At 73.2% G+C, this 16,856-nt stretch carries 9 protein-coding genes; 8 read left to right on the plus strand and 1 reads right to left on the minus strand.

Annotation, left to right across the window (positions count from 1 at the left end; translation table 11 throughout):
* The first annotated feature begins 193 nt into the window (after nt 1-193).
* From SXIM_RS08755 to SXIM_RS08790, 8 genes are all read left to right on the plus strand, one after another.
* Complete coding sequence (locus SXIM_RS08755; protein ID WP_046723535.1) at nt 194-1,234, plus strand: AfsA-related hotdog domain-containing protein; 1,041 nt, start codon at nt 194-196, stop codon at nt 1,232-1,234.
* On the plus strand, nt 1,225-1,896 hold the full coding sequence (locus SXIM_RS08760; RefSeq protein ID WP_030725045.1) for an HAD family hydrolase: 672 nt from the start codon (nt 1,225-1,227) through the stop codon (nt 1,894-1,896). Before SXIM_RS08755 ends, SXIM_RS08760 begins: the two co-directional genes overlap by 10 nt.
* On the plus strand, nt 1,893-3,566 hold the full coding sequence (locus SXIM_RS08765; RefSeq protein ID WP_078846876.1) for an FAD-dependent monooxygenase: 1,674 nt from the start codon (nt 1,893-1,895) through the stop codon (nt 3,564-3,566). Before SXIM_RS08760 ends, SXIM_RS08765 begins: the two co-directional genes overlap by 4 nt.
* The gene (locus tag SXIM_RS08770; RefSeq protein ID WP_053116142.1) at nt 3,557-5,848 is read left to right on the plus strand and encodes an MMPL family transporter; all 2,292 of its coding nucleotides are present in this window, start codon (nt 3,557-3,559) and stop codon (nt 5,846-5,848) included. The genes SXIM_RS08765 and SXIM_RS08770 overlap by 10 nt, the downstream gene beginning before the upstream one ends.
* Nucleotides 5,845-6,915 (plus strand): NAD-dependent epimerase/dehydratase family protein, encoded by a 1,071-nt coding sequence (locus tag SXIM_RS08775; RefSeq protein WP_046723536.1) that lies wholly within the window; start codon nt 5,845-5,847, stop codon nt 6,913-6,915. The genes SXIM_RS08770 and SXIM_RS08775 overlap by 4 nt, the downstream gene beginning before the upstream one ends.
* The gene (locus tag SXIM_RS08780; protein WP_053116143.1) at nt 6,912-8,072 is read left to right on the plus strand and encodes an alpha/beta hydrolase; all 1,161 of its coding nucleotides are present in this window, start codon (nt 6,912-6,914) and stop codon (nt 8,070-8,072) included. The genes SXIM_RS08775 and SXIM_RS08780 overlap by 4 nt, the downstream gene beginning before the upstream one ends.
* Before the next feature lie 83 nt (nt 8,073-8,155).
* On the plus strand, nt 8,156-10,411 hold the full coding sequence (locus SXIM_RS08785; protein WP_046723538.1) for an MMPL family transporter: 2,256 nt from the start codon (nt 8,156-8,158) through the stop codon (nt 10,409-10,411).
* A 6-nt stretch (nt 10,412-10,417) separates the two neighbouring features.
* Entirely contained in the window at nt 10,418-11,623 is a 1,206-nt protein-coding gene (locus SXIM_RS08790; RefSeq protein WP_046723540.1) for a metallophosphoesterase, read from the plus strand.
* Between the two features lie 234 nt (nt 11,624-11,857).
* Here the strand turns inward: SXIM_RS08790 and SXIM_RS08795 are convergent, their stop codons facing one another.
* A complete protein-coding gene (locus SXIM_RS08795; RefSeq protein WP_046723542.1) occupies nt 11,858-16,831 on the minus strand; it encodes an NAD-glutamate dehydrogenase in 4,974 nt (1,657 codons plus the stop codon).
* Nucleotides 16,832-16,856 lie beyond the last annotated feature (25 nt).

Consider the following 16,856-nt stretch of genomic DNA (forward strand, 5'->3'; position numbering starts at 1 on the left):
TCACAAGCCCGGCCCATGTTCTGTGCCGGGCCCCGTCCGCGTATGCGAGGCGCGCCGGGCAAACCCGCTTCAGCCGTTCTTCAGCGGACCTTCCAGCGATCGGTCAGCGCCCCGCGCCATCGTCGGTCCCGGACGTACCAAGCAGCGCCTCCTTCCGCTCGGCGCTGCTCACCGGACCTGGAGGAGAACGGCCGTGACCCTGCCAACGCAACTCCCCACGCCCGCCCCGTCCGACCAGCTGCGGTACGACACCACCGTGCCGCGAGCCCTGGTTCACCGCATGTCCGTGGCCGAGGTGTTCGTCACCGACTCGGCCGCCACGGGGACGGACGTAACCATCACCCCCGCCACCGATACCGGTGGCGGGCACCTGTCCTTCGAAGTCGCCGCCCAACTGCCGCGCGGGCACGTCGTGGGCGAGCACTCCGCCGCGTACGACTTCCTGCTGCTGGTCGAAGTGCTCCGGCAGTCCGGAGTCCTGGTGGCACACCGGCATCTCGACGTGCCGCTGGCCAGCGCCTTCATCTTCATGGAACTGGGCTTCTCGGTCCGCTCGCTGCCCGCCCTGCGGATCGGGAGCAGACCGGCCCACGCCGTCATCAGGATCACCGTCCTCCCGGACCGCAACCGGGCCGGACGTGTCCTCGGGTTCTCCTTCTCCGGCGCGCTGCTGGTGGACGGGCACACCGCCCTGGAGGCCACCGGCCGGCTGACCTTCGTCAGCCACCGCGCCTTCGGGGTGCTGCGCGCCAAGGGCCGCGGCCAGGCGCCGGGGGGCGAATCCGCGCTGGTGCTCAGCCCACGCCTGGTACCCGCCGAGGCCCGCTCGGTGGGCCGCCGCGATCCGCGCAACGTGGTCATCACCGAACCCACGGTGGACCCCTCGGGCAACTCGATGGCCCGGCTGGTGGTCAACACCGGCCACCCGCACCTGTTCGACCACGAACTGGACCACATACCCGGCAACCTCCAGCTGGAGGCCGCCCGCCAGCTGGCCGTGGCCACCGTGGCCCGGCTGCACGGGCTCTCGCCCGCCGCACTGCTGGTCACCGATGTCGCCGCCACGTTCGGCGCGTTCGCCGAGCTGGACCGTACGACGACCGCCACCGCCCAGGTCGGCGGGGTGCGGCACGCCGGGGACCTGGGCGTCATCGCCGTACCGGTGACCGTCCTGCTCACCCAGGGCTCCGCCACCGTCAGCGAGGTCACCATGGAGGTCGCGCCGTGGAGCTGACCCGTCCCGACCGCCCCGGCGTCCTGGTCTGCGACTACGGCGGTGTGCTCACCAATCCGCTGGCCGAGACCTACGCCGTCTTCGCCCGCTCCACCGGGATCGGCCTGGAGCCGATCGCCGCGGCCTTCGCCGGCGCCACCGCGCGGTACGGGATCAGCCCGATGGCCGCGCTGGAGGTCGCCGACATCACCGAGGCGGAGTTCACCGACCGGATGCTGGCCGGGCTGCCGCCGCAGGCCGCCGAGGTGCTGGCCGGCCGGCCGTTCGGCGAACTGTGGTTCCGGGGGCGGCGCACCAACGAGGAGGTGCTGGCGCTGGTCCGCGAGGTGCGGGCGAGCGGGCACCGGGTGGCGCTGCTGACCAACAACGTCCGGGAGTGGGGCCCGCGCTGGCGGGCCACTGTGCCGGTGGACGAACTCTTCGACGTGGTCGTGGACTCCAGCGAGGAGGGTGTGCGCAAGCCGGACCCGGAAATCTACCGGCGGCTGCTGGCCCGGCTGCGTACCCCCGCCGAGAACTGCCTGCTGCTGGACGACACGGAGGAGAACACGGTGGCGGCCGAACGCCTGGGCCTGCGGGCCGTGCTGTTCAAGGACCCCGCCCAGGCCATCGCCGATGTCCGCGACGCCCTGGGGCTGACCGCGACGGGAGGTACCCGATGAGCGGGGACACGGACCCGGGCACGGGTGCGGATTCGGGTGCCCGTGCCGGTGCCCCGCCGGTGCTGATCACCGGCGCCGGCCCCACCGGCCTGACCGCCGCCTGCACCCTGCTGCGGCACGGCGTACCGGTACGCGTGGTGGAACGCCGCTCCGGCCCCTCCACCACCCCCAAGGCACTGATCCTGTGGAGCGGCGCCCTGGAGGTCCTGGACCGGCTCGGCATCGCCGCCGCGCTCGCCGAACGGGCACTGCCGCTGGCCGGCGCGTCGTACTGGTCCGGGGGGCGGCGGGTCGCCGAGGTGGGCTTCGGCTCACTGACCGGCACCCGCTTCCCCGGCCCGCTGTGCGTGCCGCAGCCCATCACCGAGGAGTTGCTGTACGAGCGGCTGATTCAGCTCGGCGGCACCGTCGAGTGGGACACCGAGGTCAAGGCCGTGACCAGCACCCCGGACGGGGCCAGCGCGGTCCTGCGCACGGCGCACGGGGCCGGCGGCGGGGAAACCGCCACCGCCCGCTGGCTGATCGCCGCCGACGGCACCCACAGCACGGTACGCACCGGGCTCGGCGTGCCCTTCGAAGGCAGCACCTACGGGCGGGAGTTCCTGCTCGGCGACGCCGTACTTCACGCCTCGGGAGCGGTACCGCCGCCCGAACGCGAGGCGCAGTACCACCTCACCCCGCGCGGTGTGCTGGTGGTGGTGGCGCTGCCCAAGGGCGGGCACCGGGTGTTCTTCGACCAGGCCGCCGGCGGGGTCACCGAACCCCCCGACCGGGCCGAACTCCAGACCCTGCTGGACGCCCGCGGCCCCGGCGGCTGGCGGATCGGCGACCTGTGGTGGTCCAGCCGCTTCCAGGTGCACACCAAGGTCGCCGCCGCCTTCCGGCGGGACGCGGTGTTCCTGGCCGGGGACGCCGCGCACTGCCACAGCCCGGCGGGCGGGCAGGGCCTGAACACCGGCGTCCAGGACGGCTATGACATCGGCTGGAAACTCGCGGCGGTGTGCCGGGGCGCGGACCCGGCGCTGCTCGACAGCTACGAGGCGGAGCGGCGGCCCACCGCCGTCACCGCGGTGCGCAACGCCGACCGGCAGACCAAACTGTGGCTGCTGCGCTCCCGCCCCGCCCGCGCGGTACGGGACACGGCCATGCGCGTACTGTCCCGGCGCGGACTCCTGGAACGGCGGTTCGTCCCCGAACTGGCCCAGGTCGACCTCGACCTGACGGGATCGCCCGCGGTGTCGGCGGCGGACGGCACCGACGGCGCGCTGCGCCCCGGGCGCCGGGTCCCCGACCTGCCGCTCACCCTGCGGCACACCCGGGCCGGCTCGCCCGGGGCCGGCGCCGCGACGCTGCACCAGTACCTGGCCGCCGGCCGGCACACCGTCGTGGTGCTCGCCGACACCACGGACAGCGGTCCCGACGCCGCACGGCGCTGCGGAACCGCCGAGGTGCTGCTCATCGGCGGCACCCGCCCCGGCGCGCCCGCCCCGCGCACCGACACCCCCTACGACCGGGCGGAGGCCGCCCACGGCTACGCCGCTCAGGCCGTCTACGTACGGCCCGACGGGGTCGTCGGCGGGCGTGCCGTCCTGGGCGGGCCCGGCTCACCGGCCGCGCTGGACGCGCTGCTGGCCCGCCTCCCGGACCGGAACGGGGACCCATGGCCCTGACCACCACCTCCCCGGGCCGGTCCGCCACCACAGACCGGGGCCCGGCCGCCCATCCCCCGGGGCGCCGGGCCCCCTGGGCCGTCCTGCTGCTCGGCCTGCTGTTCGTCGTCGACGCGCTGCTCATCGGCGCGGACGCCGGCGACCGGCTGCGCGGTGGCGGGACCGACGACCCGTCCGCCGAATCCACCCTGGCCGCCGAGCTGTTGCGCGAGCACTTTCCGGCCGCCCAGCCCAACCTGGTGCTGCTGGTGTCGGGTACGGAGAGCCGGGGGGTCAACGACCGTGACGTCGCCGCCCAGGGCGGCGAGCTCGCCGCCCGGCTGGCCTTCGAACCCTCCGTCACCGGCGTGCTGTCGTACTGGCAGACCGGCGCCGGGCAACTGCGCTCGGAGGACGGCGGCCAGGCGCTGATCCTCGCCCATGTACGCGGCGACGAGGACGCCGCCAAGGCGGTGTTCCGGCGGCTGGTGCCCGACTACCGGGGCTCCCCCGCCGATCTGCCGGCGCTGAGCGTCCAGCTCGGCGGCCCCGTCGCCGTCCTGGAGGAGCTCCAGTCCACCATCGCCGCCGATCTGCTCACCGCCGAGCTGATCGCCGTCCCCCTCACCCTGATCATCCTCGTCGTCGTCTTCGGCGGCCTGGTCGCCGCGCTGCTGCCGCTCGGGGTCGGCATCGTCGCTGTCCTGGGCACCAACGCCGTCCTGCGCGTCCTCACCGAGTTCGCCGAGGTATCGGTCTTCGCCCAGAACCTCACCACCGCGCTGGGACTCGGCCTCGCCATCGACTACGCACTGCTGATCGTGCGCCGCTACCGCGAGGAACTGGCCACCGGCGCCGACCCGCACACTGCGGTCGGCAGCACGGTGCGCACGGCGGGACGCACCGTGTTGTTCTCCGCGCTCACCATCATGACGGCGCTGTCCGCGATGCTCGTGTTCCCGCTGTACTTCCTGCGGTCCTTCGCCTACGCCGGCATCAGCGTGGTGGCGCTGGCCGCCGGGGCCGCGCTGCTCCTGCTGCCCGCCGCGCTGCGGCTGCTGGGCCACCGGGTCGACGCCTTGCGCGTGCTGCGGCGCCGCGCCCCGGCCGGCGCCGGGGGCGGCGCGGGCTGGCGGCGCCTGGTGACCTGGGCGGTACGGCGCGCCCCGCTGGTCACCGTCGCCGTCGCCGGGGCCCTGCTGCTGGCCGGACTGCCCTTCGCACGCATCGCGTTCGGGGCCGCCGACGACCGGCAGCTGCCGCAGGGCGCGGAGGCCCGTACCGTCCAGGACACCCTGCGCGAGGACTTCCCCGACACCACCACCGGCACGGTCGAAGTGCTGGCCCGGCAGGCCGACCCGGACACTCCCGGCGACGCGGCGGCCCTGCGCGGCTACGCCGCCGCCCTGTCCGAACTGCCCGCCGTGGAACGGGTGGACACCCCGCTCGGCGGCTACCGGAACGGCGCGCTGGACGCCGCGGCCACCCCCGCCGACGCGGTACGGGGCGGCGCCGGCATGAGCCATCTGACCCTCACCCCCGTCGCCGGTGTGGAGGCCACCGACGAGACGGCCCAGCGCCTGGTGCGCCAGGTCCGCGACCTCACCGCCGCCGACCCCGCGCACCGCGCGCTGTCGCCGGTGGTCGGCGGACAGAGCGCCCAGCTCGTCGACTCCAAGGCCGCCATCGGCTCCCGGCTCGGCTGGGCGGCGCTCGTCATCGTGGCCGCCTCCCTGCTGCTGATGTTCCTGCTCACCGGATCCGTCGTCATCCCGCTCCAGGCCGTCCTGCTCAACGCGCTCAGCCTGAGCGCCATGTTCGGTGTGGTGGTGTGGGTCTTCCAGGACGGCCATCTGTCCTCGCTGCTGGGCTTCACCGCCACCGGCACCGTCGAGACCACCCTGCCGGTCCTGATGTTCTGCGTCGCCTTCGGGCTGTCCATGGACTACACGGTGTTCGTGCTCGCCCGGATGACGGAGGAACACCGGCGGCACGGCGACTCCACGCGCGCCGTCGTCGCCGGCGTCCAGCGCACCGGCGGCATCATCACCGCCGCCGCGCTGATCCTTTCCGTGGTCCTGATCGCCATCGGCACCTCACAGATCACCAACACCAAGATGCTCGGCCTCGGCGTCGCCCTGGCCGTCCTGGTGGACGCCACCGTCGTCCGCGCGCTGCTGCTGCCGGCCGTCATGCGCCTGTTCGGCCCGGCCACCTGGTGGGCGCCGGCCCCGCTGCGCCGCTTCCAGCGGCGGTTCGGACTGCGCGAGGAGCCGGAAACCGCCCGGGAGGAGACCCCATGACCACCGTCCACCCCCTGCGACGGGTCGTCGTCACCGGCGCCACCGGGCTGCTCGGCCGGGCCGTCGTCGGCGAACTGCTCGCCCGCGAGGACGCCGTCGAGGTGATCGCCGTGGTCCGCGACCGGGCCAAGGCGGCCCGGCTGCTGCCGGCGCCCGCCGCCGGCCGGCTCACCGTGGTGACCGCCGACATCACCGACCCCGCGGGCTACCGCGACGCCCTGCCCGGCGCCGACGCCGTCATCCACACCGCCGCGTACTTCCGTGAGTACTACGCGCCGGGCGCCGACGCCCGGCGGCTGCACGCCGTCAACGTCGACGCCGTCACCACCCTGCTGGGCGAGGCACGCGCCGCCGGCGTGCCGGCGGTCGTGCACACCAGCTCCATCAACACACTGGCCCCCGGCAGCGTCCGGCACCCCGCCGACGAGAACGCCGGACCGCCGCCGCGCTGGGAGCGCAACGGATACCGCGCCAGCAAGGTACGCGCCGAGGCCGCCATCGCCCGGTTCTGCGCCGAGCACCCCGGAGAGCTGCGGGTTCCCCTCGTGCTGCCCGGCTGGATGTGGGGTCCGGGCGACGAAGGGCCCACCTCCGCCGGGCGGCTTTTCCTGTCCGTCGCCCGCGGCGAACTGCGTGCCGTGCCCCGGGCCGGCAACCACGTGGTGGACGCCCGCGACGTGTCCCTCGCCTGCGTCCGCGCCGCCGAACGCGGCGCCCCGCTGCGCCGCTACATCGTCGCCGGACGCTGGCAGCCCCTGGTCGACACCACCACCGGTATCGCCCTGGCCACCGGGGTCACCCCGCCCCGGCAGATCCCGGCCGCGGCGGCGCTCGGGTTCGCCGCCCTCCTGGAGACCAGCGCCCGGCTGCGCGGCCGGCCGCCCGTCGCCACCCGCGAAGGGGTGCGCGCGCTGCTCGACGGCAACCGCACCCGCATCAGCTCGGCCCGCGCCCAGCGCGAACTCGGCGTCGGCTTCCGGCCGCTGGCCCAGACCCTCGCCGACGAGGCCGCCTGGTACCGGGCCGGCGGGGCACTCGACCACGACCTCAAGGAGCCCGCCGCATGACCGCACCCCGCACCCGCACCCGCACCGCCGCGTTCGCCCTCGGTACGGCGGCAGCACTGCTGGTGGCCGCCCCCGCGTACTGGGCGGTGGCCGCGCCGGGAGAGGACGGCACGGCGGACACGGCCGGCGAGGTGATCGACGTCGCCTCCCCCCAGGAGGCCGCGATCGCCGCCGACGCCACCGCCGTCCGGCTCGCGGCGGCGGACATCGTGGACGTCCCCGTGTCCTTCACCGTCGTCAACCAGAACCGCACCCTGGCCGAATGCCCGGTGGACGGCGGGACCTACCGGATCGAGGGCCACCTCACCGCACCCCGTGCCCTGCTGGAGGACGGCACCGTACCCGACGTCACCCTGTACCAGCACGGCATCGCGGCCGGTGAGTGGTACTGGCGGCTGGACGCCGAGGGCTACCACCACGCGGAGGAGATGGCCCTGCGCGGCCACGCCTCCGTCACCGTCGACCGGCTCGGCTACGGCGCCAGCGACCACCCCGACGGCTATCTCACCTGTATCGGCGGCGAGGCGGACATCGCCCACCAGATCACGCGGGCGCTGCGGGAGGGCACCTACACCGTGGCGGACGGCGACCCCTACGCGTTCGACCGCGTCTACCTCGCCGGCCAGTCCAACGGCGGCCAGATCTCCCAGATCGCCGCTTACTCCTTCCAGGACATCGACGGCCTGGTGATCATGGACTGGACCGACCTCGGCCTCACTCCGCAGGCCAACGCCCGCTTCTTCACCGCCCTCAACACCTGCCTCAACGGCGCGGGCGGCGAGGGCGACGGCTACGTCTACTACGACCTGGGCACCGAGGAGTTCCGGGACGGCAACTTCCACGACACCGACCCCGAGGTCCTGCGCCTGGCCCTGCCGCACCAGAACCCGCACCCCTGCGGCGACATGGTCGCGCAGCTCGGCGGTGTCCTCGTCGACCTGCGGCACCTGAGCGAGATCACCGTCCCCGTGCTGTTCCTGTACGGCGAGAAGGACGCCCGGGTCGAGGGCGGCGCCGAACACCGGGCGCTGTTCACCGGCACCGACGACACCGAACTCCTGGAAGTCCCGGAGGCGGGCCACTACATGGGCCTGGAACGCGGGGCACCCCTGGTGCACGACGCCCTGGCCGACTGGCTGGACCGGGTCTCCGGCTGACCACGCGACGACACCGCAGCACCGCACCACCGCAGCACCGCAGCACCGACCGAACCCACCAAGCCGACCGAGGAGCACCGACCATGCCCGCAGCATCACCCCCACTCACGCCGCTGCGCCGGCTCGGCACACTGGCGGCGACCCGGCGGCGCGCCGTCCTGATCGCCGGCGCACTGCTCTTCGTCCTGGCCGCCGCCATCGGCGCCGGGGCCATGAACGCCCTGTCCCTGTCCCGCTTCGAGTCCCCCGGCTCCCCCTCCTACCGTGCGGGCGAGATCCTGGAGCGCGAGTTCGGGCAGAACAGCCCCAACTACGTGCTGCTGCTGACCGCGCGGGACGGCACCACCATCGACGATCCGGCCGTCAGCGCCGAGGCCACCGCCATCGAGAGCGAACTGGCCGCCCAGGACGCGGTCACCACCACCGGCTCGTACTGGTCCCGCGACCACACCCCCACCCTGGCCAGTACGGACGGCACGCAGGCCCTGGTCGTGGCCTGGCTGGCGGGCAGCGCGACCGAGGCCAGAGAACAACTGGAGCCCATCTCCGCCCACTTCCTCGACCGGGACAACGGCGGCGTCCTGACCGTCCAAGCAGGTGGCCAGGACGAGATCTTCCGGCAGGTCGGCGAGGAGTCCGCCCGCGACTTCATCCGCGCCGAACTCGTCGTCGTCCCGGTCGTCCTGCTCCTGCTGGTGTGGGCCTACCGCCGCTGGTCGGCCGCCGCCCTCACCATGGGCGTCGGCATCTTCTCGGTGCTGGCCACCCTCGCGATCCTGCGCGGCGTCACCGCCTTCACCGAGGTCTCCACCTTCGCCGCCAACCTGGCCCTGGTGCTCGGACTCGGCCTGGGCATCGACTACAGCCTGTTCGTCATCGCCCGGTTCCGGGAGGAGAGCGCGGCCGGCCGCGCCCGGCCGGCGGCGGTGATCCGTACGGTGGAGACGGCCGGCCGCACCGTGCTGTTCAGCGGCATCACGGTGGCCGCGTCCCTGGCCGCGCTGTTCGCGTTCCCCTTCCCCTTCCTGCGGTCCTTCGCGTACGCCGGTATCGCCGTCGTGCTGACCGCGGCGTTCGGCGCCGTGGTCCTGCTGCCCGCCGCGCTGGCCGCGGCCGGCCACCGTACGCTGCGCCCGGTTCCCACGGCGGCGACCGGCGAGGTGAGCGAGGGCCGCTGGTACCGGATGGCCCTGCGCGTCATGCGCCGCCCGCTGCTGTACGGCGGCCCGGCCCTCATCCTCCTCCTCGCCCTGGGCGCCCCGTTCCTGGGCGCGAACTTCGGGCTCCCGGACGAACGCGTCCTGCCCGCCTCGGCGTCCGCCCGCGTCACCCAGGAACAGATCGGGACGAACTTCCCGGCGGAGGAGACCGACGCCCTGCAGATCGTGGCCACCGGTGTGGGCGAGGGCCCGGAGGTGACGCAACGGATCGAGGAGTACGCCCAGCGCCTGTCACAGATCCCCGGCGTCTTCCAGGTCGACGCCCTCACCGGCTCCTACCGCGACGGCTCGCGCACCGCCGAACCGTCCGCGTCCTCGGAGCGCTTCGCCGCGCCGGACGCCCTGTGGATCACGGTCGTGCCCGGCCAGGACGCGCTGGCCGGGGACATCACCGCGCTGGTGAGCGAGGTCCGCGCCACGGACGCCCCCTACGACGTCCTGGTGGGCGGCTTCCCCGCCGCGATGACCGACTTCCGCTCGGCCCTTCTGGACCGGCTGCCGCTGGTCATCGCGCTGATCCTGATCGTCACCTTCGTGATCCTGTTCCTCATGACCGGCAGCGTCCTCATCCCGGCCAAGGCGACGGTCGCCAACATCCTCAGCCTGACCGTGATGTTCGGGGCCCTGGTGTGGATCTTCCAGGACGGCCATCTGTCCGGGCTGCTGGACTTCACCGCCACCGGCCGGATGGAACCCAGCATCCCGATCCTGATGTTCTGCATCGCCTACGGGCTGTCCATGGACTACGAGGTGTTCATCATGGCCCGGGTCAAGGACGAATGGGACCGCACCGGCGACAACACCCGCGCGGTGGCCGCCGGCATCCAGCGCAGCGCCCCGCTGATCACGGCCGCGGCCGGCATCCTGGCGCTGACCTTCGCCGCGTACGCCACCGGACAGGTCGTCTTCCTCAAGCAACTGGGCGTGGGCATGGCCCTGGCGGTCCTGGTGGACGCGCTGCTGATCCGTACGGTGCTGGTGCCGGCGTTCATGCGGCTGGCGGGCGAGGCCAATTGGTGGGCGCCACCGGCGCTGCGCCGGCTGCACGACCGCATCGGCCTGAGCGAGGCGCCGCCGGCGCAGGCGCCGGCCGAGGCCCGGGAACGGGTGGCGGGGTAACGCGGCATGCTCGGCTGGGCAACGAACCTGCTCATCGTCCTCGCGTCGGCGCTGGTCCACTGGTGGCTGTGGAAGCGCCTGGTCCGCGACACCACCCGGCCGGGCACCCGCGCCCGCCGGGTGGGCACCGTCCTGACCGCCGCCTCGGCCGCGCTGGCCGCGGCCCCGCGCATCCTGGTCCCGGCGCTGGGCCCGGACGCGGGGCGGTGGCTGGCCTGGCCGGGATACACCTGGCTCGCGGTGGTGCTGTATCTGGCGCTGCCGCTGCTGGTGGCGGAGCTGATCCGGGCGGCCGGATGGCTGAGGTCGCGCCGCGCGGGCAGGCACGACCCCGGACCCGCCGTACCGCCCACGGCCGCCGAGCTGAACAGACGGCTGTTCCTGAGCAGAACGGCCGGCGCGACAGCGGGCGTGATCTCGGTGGCGACGACCGGCTACGGCCTGACCTCGGCCCTGGGTCCACCGCGCGTGCAACGGGTCCCGGTCGGCATCTCCCGCCTGGACCCGCGCCTGTCGGGCCTGCGCATCGCCGTCGTCAGCGACCTGCACCTGGGCACGATGCTCGGCCGCTCCCACACCGAACGGATCGTGCGGCACATCAACGGCCTGGAGGCCGACGTGGTCGCGGTGGTGGGCGACCTGGCCGACGGCCTCCCCGCCGAACTGGGCGCGGCGGCCCGCCCGCTGCGCTCGCTGGAGTCCACCCACGGCAGCTTCTTCGTCACCGGCAACCACGAGTACCTGTACGACGGGGCGGACGCCTGGGTGGGCGAACTCCACGCCCTCGGCGTGCGCGGCCTGCGCAACGAGCGGGTGGAGATCCACCACAACGGCGCGACCCTCGACCTGGCCGGCGTCGAGGACGTGACGGGTGAGGAGTACGGCACGGGCCCCGACTTCGCCCGCACCCTGGACGGACGCGACCCCACCCGCCCGGTGGTCCTGCTGGCCCACCAGCCGATCCTGGCAACCCAGGCCGCCCGCCACGGAGTCGACCTCCAGCTCTCGGGCCACACCCACGGCGGCCAGTTCTTCCCGATCACCCAGCTCTCCCGCCTGTGGGAGCCGGTGGTATCGGGCCTGGGCAAGGTGGAGGACACCACTGTGTACGTGACCAACGGCGCCGGCTTCTTCGGCCCCCCGGTGAGAGTGGGAGCACCCCCGGAAGTCACCCTGATCGAACTCCGCCCGGCCGGGCCGCGAGAGCAGTAGGGGGTCACGGTCCGTCCTTCGGGGACCCGATGACACACCGAAGTCACCATGACCTGTGTGGGCAGCGGCGCCGGCATCCGCCGGTCCCCCTGTCAACGGCCCGGCCCACCCCACTCGGCCGCCGTTCGCCACTCGACCTCCGACTCGACGTGGGATGCCTGCCCACGCGAAGGGGCCCGCGCCCGAGTATCGCTACTCGGGCGCGGGCCCCTTGTCACAGCCCGGGGTGTCCGGTCAGCGGTTGCTGCGCAGCAGCGTGCGCATCGTGCGCATCGCCACCGACAGGTTCGCCAGATCGAAGGTGTCCGAGGACTGGATCTCGCGCAGCGTGGCCCGGGCGCGGGTCAGGATCGCCGCGTGCCGGCCGGCCCAGGCCGCGTACAGCTCCTCGGGGCCCGCTTCGGACTCGCCCGCCGCCAGCACGTCGGCCGCGATCAGCTGGTGCGCCGCGTACAGGTCCTCGCGGATCGCCGTGCGCGCCATGGACTGCCAGCGGTCGGCCCGCGGCAGTTCGCTGATGCGGTCCTGGAGCTGCGAGATGCCCAGCTGGTCGCTCAGGTGGTAGTACACCTCCGCGACGTCGAACAGCTCACGTCCGCTGCGGTCGGCGACCGCCACGATGTCCAGGGCCGAGAACGCCGCCGAGAACCCGGCGACCTGCTGGGCCAGATCCGCCGGTACGCCGTTCTCCACCAGCTCATCGAACATCCGGCCGTGCAACTCCAGGTCCTGGCCCCGCAGCAGCTTCGGCAGCTCGGCCCACACCTGGGCGACCCGGTCCTCGAACAGCTCGATCGTGTCGGCCAGTTGCAGCGGCTGCGGCCGGTTGTTCAGCAGCCAGCGCGCGCCGCGTTCGACCAGCCGCCGCGAGTGCAGTCGCAGCCGGGTGACGACGTCCGCCGCCACCTGGTTGTCGAGCCGCTCCGCCGCGTCCCAGATGGTGTTGAGGCCGAAGATCGCCCGCGCCGCGGTGTGCGCGCGGATGATCTCCTCCGTGGAGGCGCCGCTCTCCTCGCCCATGCGGTGCACGAACGAGCTGCCACCGGTGTTGACGGTGTCGTTGACGAGCAGCGTGGTGATGATCTCCCGGCGCAGGGTGTGGTCCTCGATGCGCTCGGGGAACCGCTCCCGCAGCGCGGTCGGGAAGTACTGGGCCAGCAGCCGCTTCACGTACGGGTCATCGGGCAGGTCACTGCCGATCAGGTCCGCCGTCACCGACAGCTTGGCGTACGCCAGCAGTACCGACAGTTCCGGCTGGGTCAGCCCCTTGCCGGCCGCGCGCAGCTCCCAGATCTCCTCGTCGGCCGGCAGGAACTCCAGCCCGCGGTCCAGCCGGCCGTCGGCGGACAGCTTCCGCATCAGCCGCTGGTGGGCGAGGAGCAGACCGGACGCGGTGGCCTCGCTGTTGGCCAGCGCGACGTTCTGCGCGTAGTTGTTGCGCAGAACCAGCTCGGCGACCTCGTCGGTCATCGCGGCCAGCAGCGTGTTGCGCTGCTTGACCGTCAGATCCCCGTTCGCCACCAGCGAGTTCAGCAGGATCTTGATGTTGACCTCGTGGTCGGAGGTGTCCACCCCGGCGCTGTTGTCGATCGCGTCGGTGTTGCAGCGGCCCCCGGACTGCGCGTACTCGATCCGGCCGCGCTGGGTGAGGCCGAGGTTGCCGCCCTCGCCGATGACGCGGGCCCGTACGTCCCGGCCGTCGATGCGGATGGCGTCGTTCGCCTTGTCACCGACGTCGGCGTGCGTCTCGCCCGACGCCTTCACGTAGGTGCCGATGCCGCCGTTCCACAGCAGGTCGACCGGCGCCTTGAGGATCGCCTTCATCAGCTCGGCCGGGGTCATCGACACGATGCCCGGGCTGATGCCCAGTGCCGCGCGCACCTGCGGGGTGATCGCGATGGACTTCGCGGTGCGCGGGTGGATCCCGCCGCCCTTGGAGATCAGCTCCGCGTCGTAGTCCGCCCACGACGAGCGCGGGAGGTCGAACAGCCGCCGGCGCTCCGCGTACCCGACGGCCGCGTCGGGCTCCGGGTCCAGGAAGATGTGCCGGTGGTCGAACGCGGCCACCAGCCGGATGTGCTCGGACAGCAGCATGCCGTTGCCGAACACGTCGCCGGACATGTCGCCGATCCCGGCGACCGTGAAGTCCTGGCTCTGGGTGTCGTGGCCCAGCTGCCGGAAGTGCCGCTTGACGGACTCCCAGGCGCCGCGCGCCGTGATGCCCATGCCCTTGTGGTCGTAGCCGGCCGAGCCGCCGGAGGCGAACGCGTCGCCCAGCCAGAAGCCGTAGGACTGCGCGACCTCGTTCGCGATGTCCGAGAACGTGGCCGTTCCCTTGTCGGCGGCGACCACCAGGTACGTGTCGTCACCGTCGTGCCGCACCACGTCGCGCGGCGGGGTGACCTCGCCGTCGACGAGGTTGTCGGTGATGTCCAGCAGGCCGCTGATGAACGTCTTGTAGCAGGCGATCCCCTCGGCCAGCCAGCCGTCGCGGTCCTCCGCGGGGTTGGGCAGCTGCTTGCCGACGAAGCCGCCCTTGGCGCCCACCGGCACGATCACCGTGTTCTTGACCTCCTGGGCCTTCACCAGGCCCAGAATCTCGGTGCGGAAGTCCTCCTTGCGGTCCGACCAGCGCAGCCCGCCGCGCGCCACCTTCCCGAACCGCAGGTGCACGCCCTCCACGCGGGGCGAGTACACCCAGATCTCGTAGGCGGGGCGCGGCTGCGGCAGGTCGGGGATGGCCTGCGGGTCGAGCTTCAGCGACAGGTACGGGTGCGGGTTGCCCTCGTCGTCGCGCTGGAAGTAGTTGCAGCGCAGCGTCGCCTTGATGACGGTGAGGTACGCCCGCAGGATGCGGTCCTCGTCGAGGTTGACGACCTGTTCCAAGGCGCCGTCCAGCTCCTCCAGCAGGCCGTCGGTCAGCTCCCGGCCGGCGCTGACGCGCTGCGGGGAGAGCCGGGCCTCGAACAGCGAGACCAGCAGCCGGGTGGTGTGGACGTTGCGGCGGAGCGTGGCCTCCATGGTCTCCCGGGCGAACCGGGCGCCGGCCTGCCACAGGTAGCGGGAGTAGGCGCGCAGCACCATCGCCTGCCGCCAGGTCAGCCCGGCAGAGATGACCAGCGCGTTGATGCCGTCGTTCTCGGCCTGCCCGGTCCAGGCGGCGGCGAACGCCTCCTGCACCCGTTCCCGGGTGTCGCCGCCCAGCAGCGGGGCCAGTGCCTCGGGGATCCGCAGCCCGAAGTCGTAGATCCAGGCGGGGGCGCCGTCGGTGGGCCGCAGCTCGTAGGGCCGCTCGTCGACGACCTCGACGCCCAGGTGCTGGAGCACCGGCAGCACGGCGGACAGCGAGACGGGCTCACCGCGCCGGTAGATCTTGAACCGCCGCTCGCCGGTGGCGGCGCCCACCGGCTCGTACAGGTTGAGGGCGAAGTCGGCGCCGGGCTCGCCGGGGCGCAGCCCGATGACGTACTGGAGGTCGGCGACCGCCGCCCGCGGCGGGAAGTCGGCCTTGTAGCCCTCGGGGAACGCGTTGTGGTAGCGGCGGCTCAGCTCCGCCGCCTGCTCCTCCCCGCACTCGTTGAGCAGCGCGTCGGCGAAGCCGTCGCTCCAGGAGCGGGACGCCTCGGCGAGGCGCGCCTCGATCCGGTCGACGTCGGCCTCGGTCAGCTCCGGCAGGTCGGTGCCGGGCTCCACGCGGACGACGAAGTGCAGCCGGGAGAGGACCGATTCGGTGTTCCATGCGGTGAAGTCGACGGAGGAGCCGTCCAGTTCCTCGGTGAGGATGTCGATCAGCCGCATCCGTACCGAGGTGGTGTAGCGGTCGCGCGGCAGGTAGACCAGCGCCGAGTAGTACCGGCCGTACTCGTCCTGGCGCAGGAACAGCCGCAGCCGGCGGCGCTCCTGGAGGTGCAGCACGGCGGTGGCGATGGAGCGCAGCGTCTCCACCCCGGTCTGGAACAGCTCGTCGCGCGGGTAGGTCTCCAGGATCTGGAGCAGGTCGCGTCCGCTGTGCGAGTCGGGCGCGAACCCGGCGGCGGACAGCACCTCGGAGACCTTGCGGCGGATGACGGGGACGCGGCGCACCGACTCGGTGTAGGCGGCGGAGGAGAACAGCCCCAGGAAGCGCCGCTCGCCGACCACGCGGCCGTCGGCGTCGAACTTCTTCACGCCGATGTAGTCGAGGTAGGAAGGGCGGTGCACGGTGGCGCGGCTGTTGGCCTTGGTGAGGATCAGCAGCTGCGGCTCGCGCGCCTTGGCCCGCGCCGAGGGCGACAGCCTGGCGAAGGCCGGGGAGGCGGCCGGGTTGAGCGGTACGGGGTAGGCGGGGTGGCCGTCCGGGTACTGCTGCGGGTCGGAGCGCAGGATGCCCAGGCCGCTGCCGGGGACGGCGCGCAGTTCGTCGTCCTCGGCGCCGTTGTGCCGGGTCAGCTCGTACTCGCGGTAGCCGAGGAAGGTGAAGTGGTCGGCGGCCAGCCAGCGCAGCAGTTCCCGCGCCTCCTCCACCTCCTGCGAGCGCAGCTCGTCGGCCTTGGGCTCGGTGGGCAGCTCGTCGGCGATGCGCAGGGCGGCGCCGCGCATCTTCTGCCAGTCCTCGACGGACTCGCGCACATCGCTGAGGATGCGGCGCAGGTCGGCCTCGATGCGGGTCAGGTCCTCGCGGTCGGTCTCGCGGTCGATCTCGACGTGGATCCAGGACTCGGTGACGGCGTCGGCGGGCAGTTCGGCCGGGTCGTAGGTGGTGGCGGACGGGCCGAACGGGTCGCGGCCGGCGTCCAGCACCTCCAGGAGCTTGCCGGCGATGTCGCGGCGCACGATCACCTGAGGGTGGATCACGATGTGGATGCCGCGTTCCTGGCGGGAGAGCTCATTGGTGACGGAGTCCACCAGGAACGGCATGTCGTCGGTGACGACTTCGACCACGGTGTGGCTGCACGTCCAGCCCATCTCGTCGACGGTCGGGGTGTAGACGCGGACGTTGGCGGTGCCCTGCGGGCGGGTGGCGGCCAGCCGCAGGTGGGCGCGGGCGGCGCCGTACAGGTCGACGGGCTCGCGCTCGCTGACGTCCTCGGGCGAGATGTACTGGTAGTACCGCTGGAGGTAGGCCGTGAACGCGGCGGCGTCCATGCCGGCCGGCCCCCCATCTCCCACCCCTACCTCGGCGGCCTGCACCAGCAGTGCGGCTTTGGCTTCATCCAGCTTGGTGTGCATGTCCTCAGGCTCCTGTCGCGCGCCG

The organism is Streptomyces xiamenensis (genome assembly GCF_000993785.3).
Lineage (GTDB): Bacteria > Actinomycetota > Actinomycetes > Streptomycetales > Streptomycetaceae > Streptomyces > Streptomyces xiamenensis.

Excerpts from the sequence above, each read along its gene's own strand:
- SXIM_RS08765 (WP_078846876.1), top strand. The coding sequence starts at position 1,893 with ATGAGCGGGGACACGGACCCGGGCACGGGTGCGGATTCGGGTGCCCGT.
- SXIM_RS08770 (WP_053116142.1), top strand. The coding sequence starts at position 3,557 with ATGGCCCTGACCACCACCTCCCCGGGCCGGTCCGCCACCACAGACCGG.
- SXIM_RS08775 (WP_046723536.1), top strand. The coding sequence starts at position 5,845 with ATGACCACCGTCCACCCCCTGCGACGGGTCGTCGTCACCGGCGCCACC.
- SXIM_RS08780 (WP_053116143.1), top strand. The coding sequence starts at position 6,912 with ATGACCGCACCCCGCACCCGCACCCGCACCGCCGCGTTCGCCCTCGGT.
- SXIM_RS08785 (WP_046723538.1), top strand. The coding sequence starts at position 8,156 with ATGCCCGCAGCATCACCCCCACTCACGCCGCTGCGCCGGCTCGGCACA.
- SXIM_RS08790 (WP_046723540.1), top strand. The coding sequence starts at position 10,418 with ATGCTCGGCTGGGCAACGAACCTGCTCATCGTCCTCGCGTCGGCGCTG.
- SXIM_RS08795 (WP_046723542.1), bottom strand. The coding sequence starts at position 16,831 with ATGCACACCAAGCTGGATGAAGCCAAAGCCGCACTGCTGGTGCAGGCC.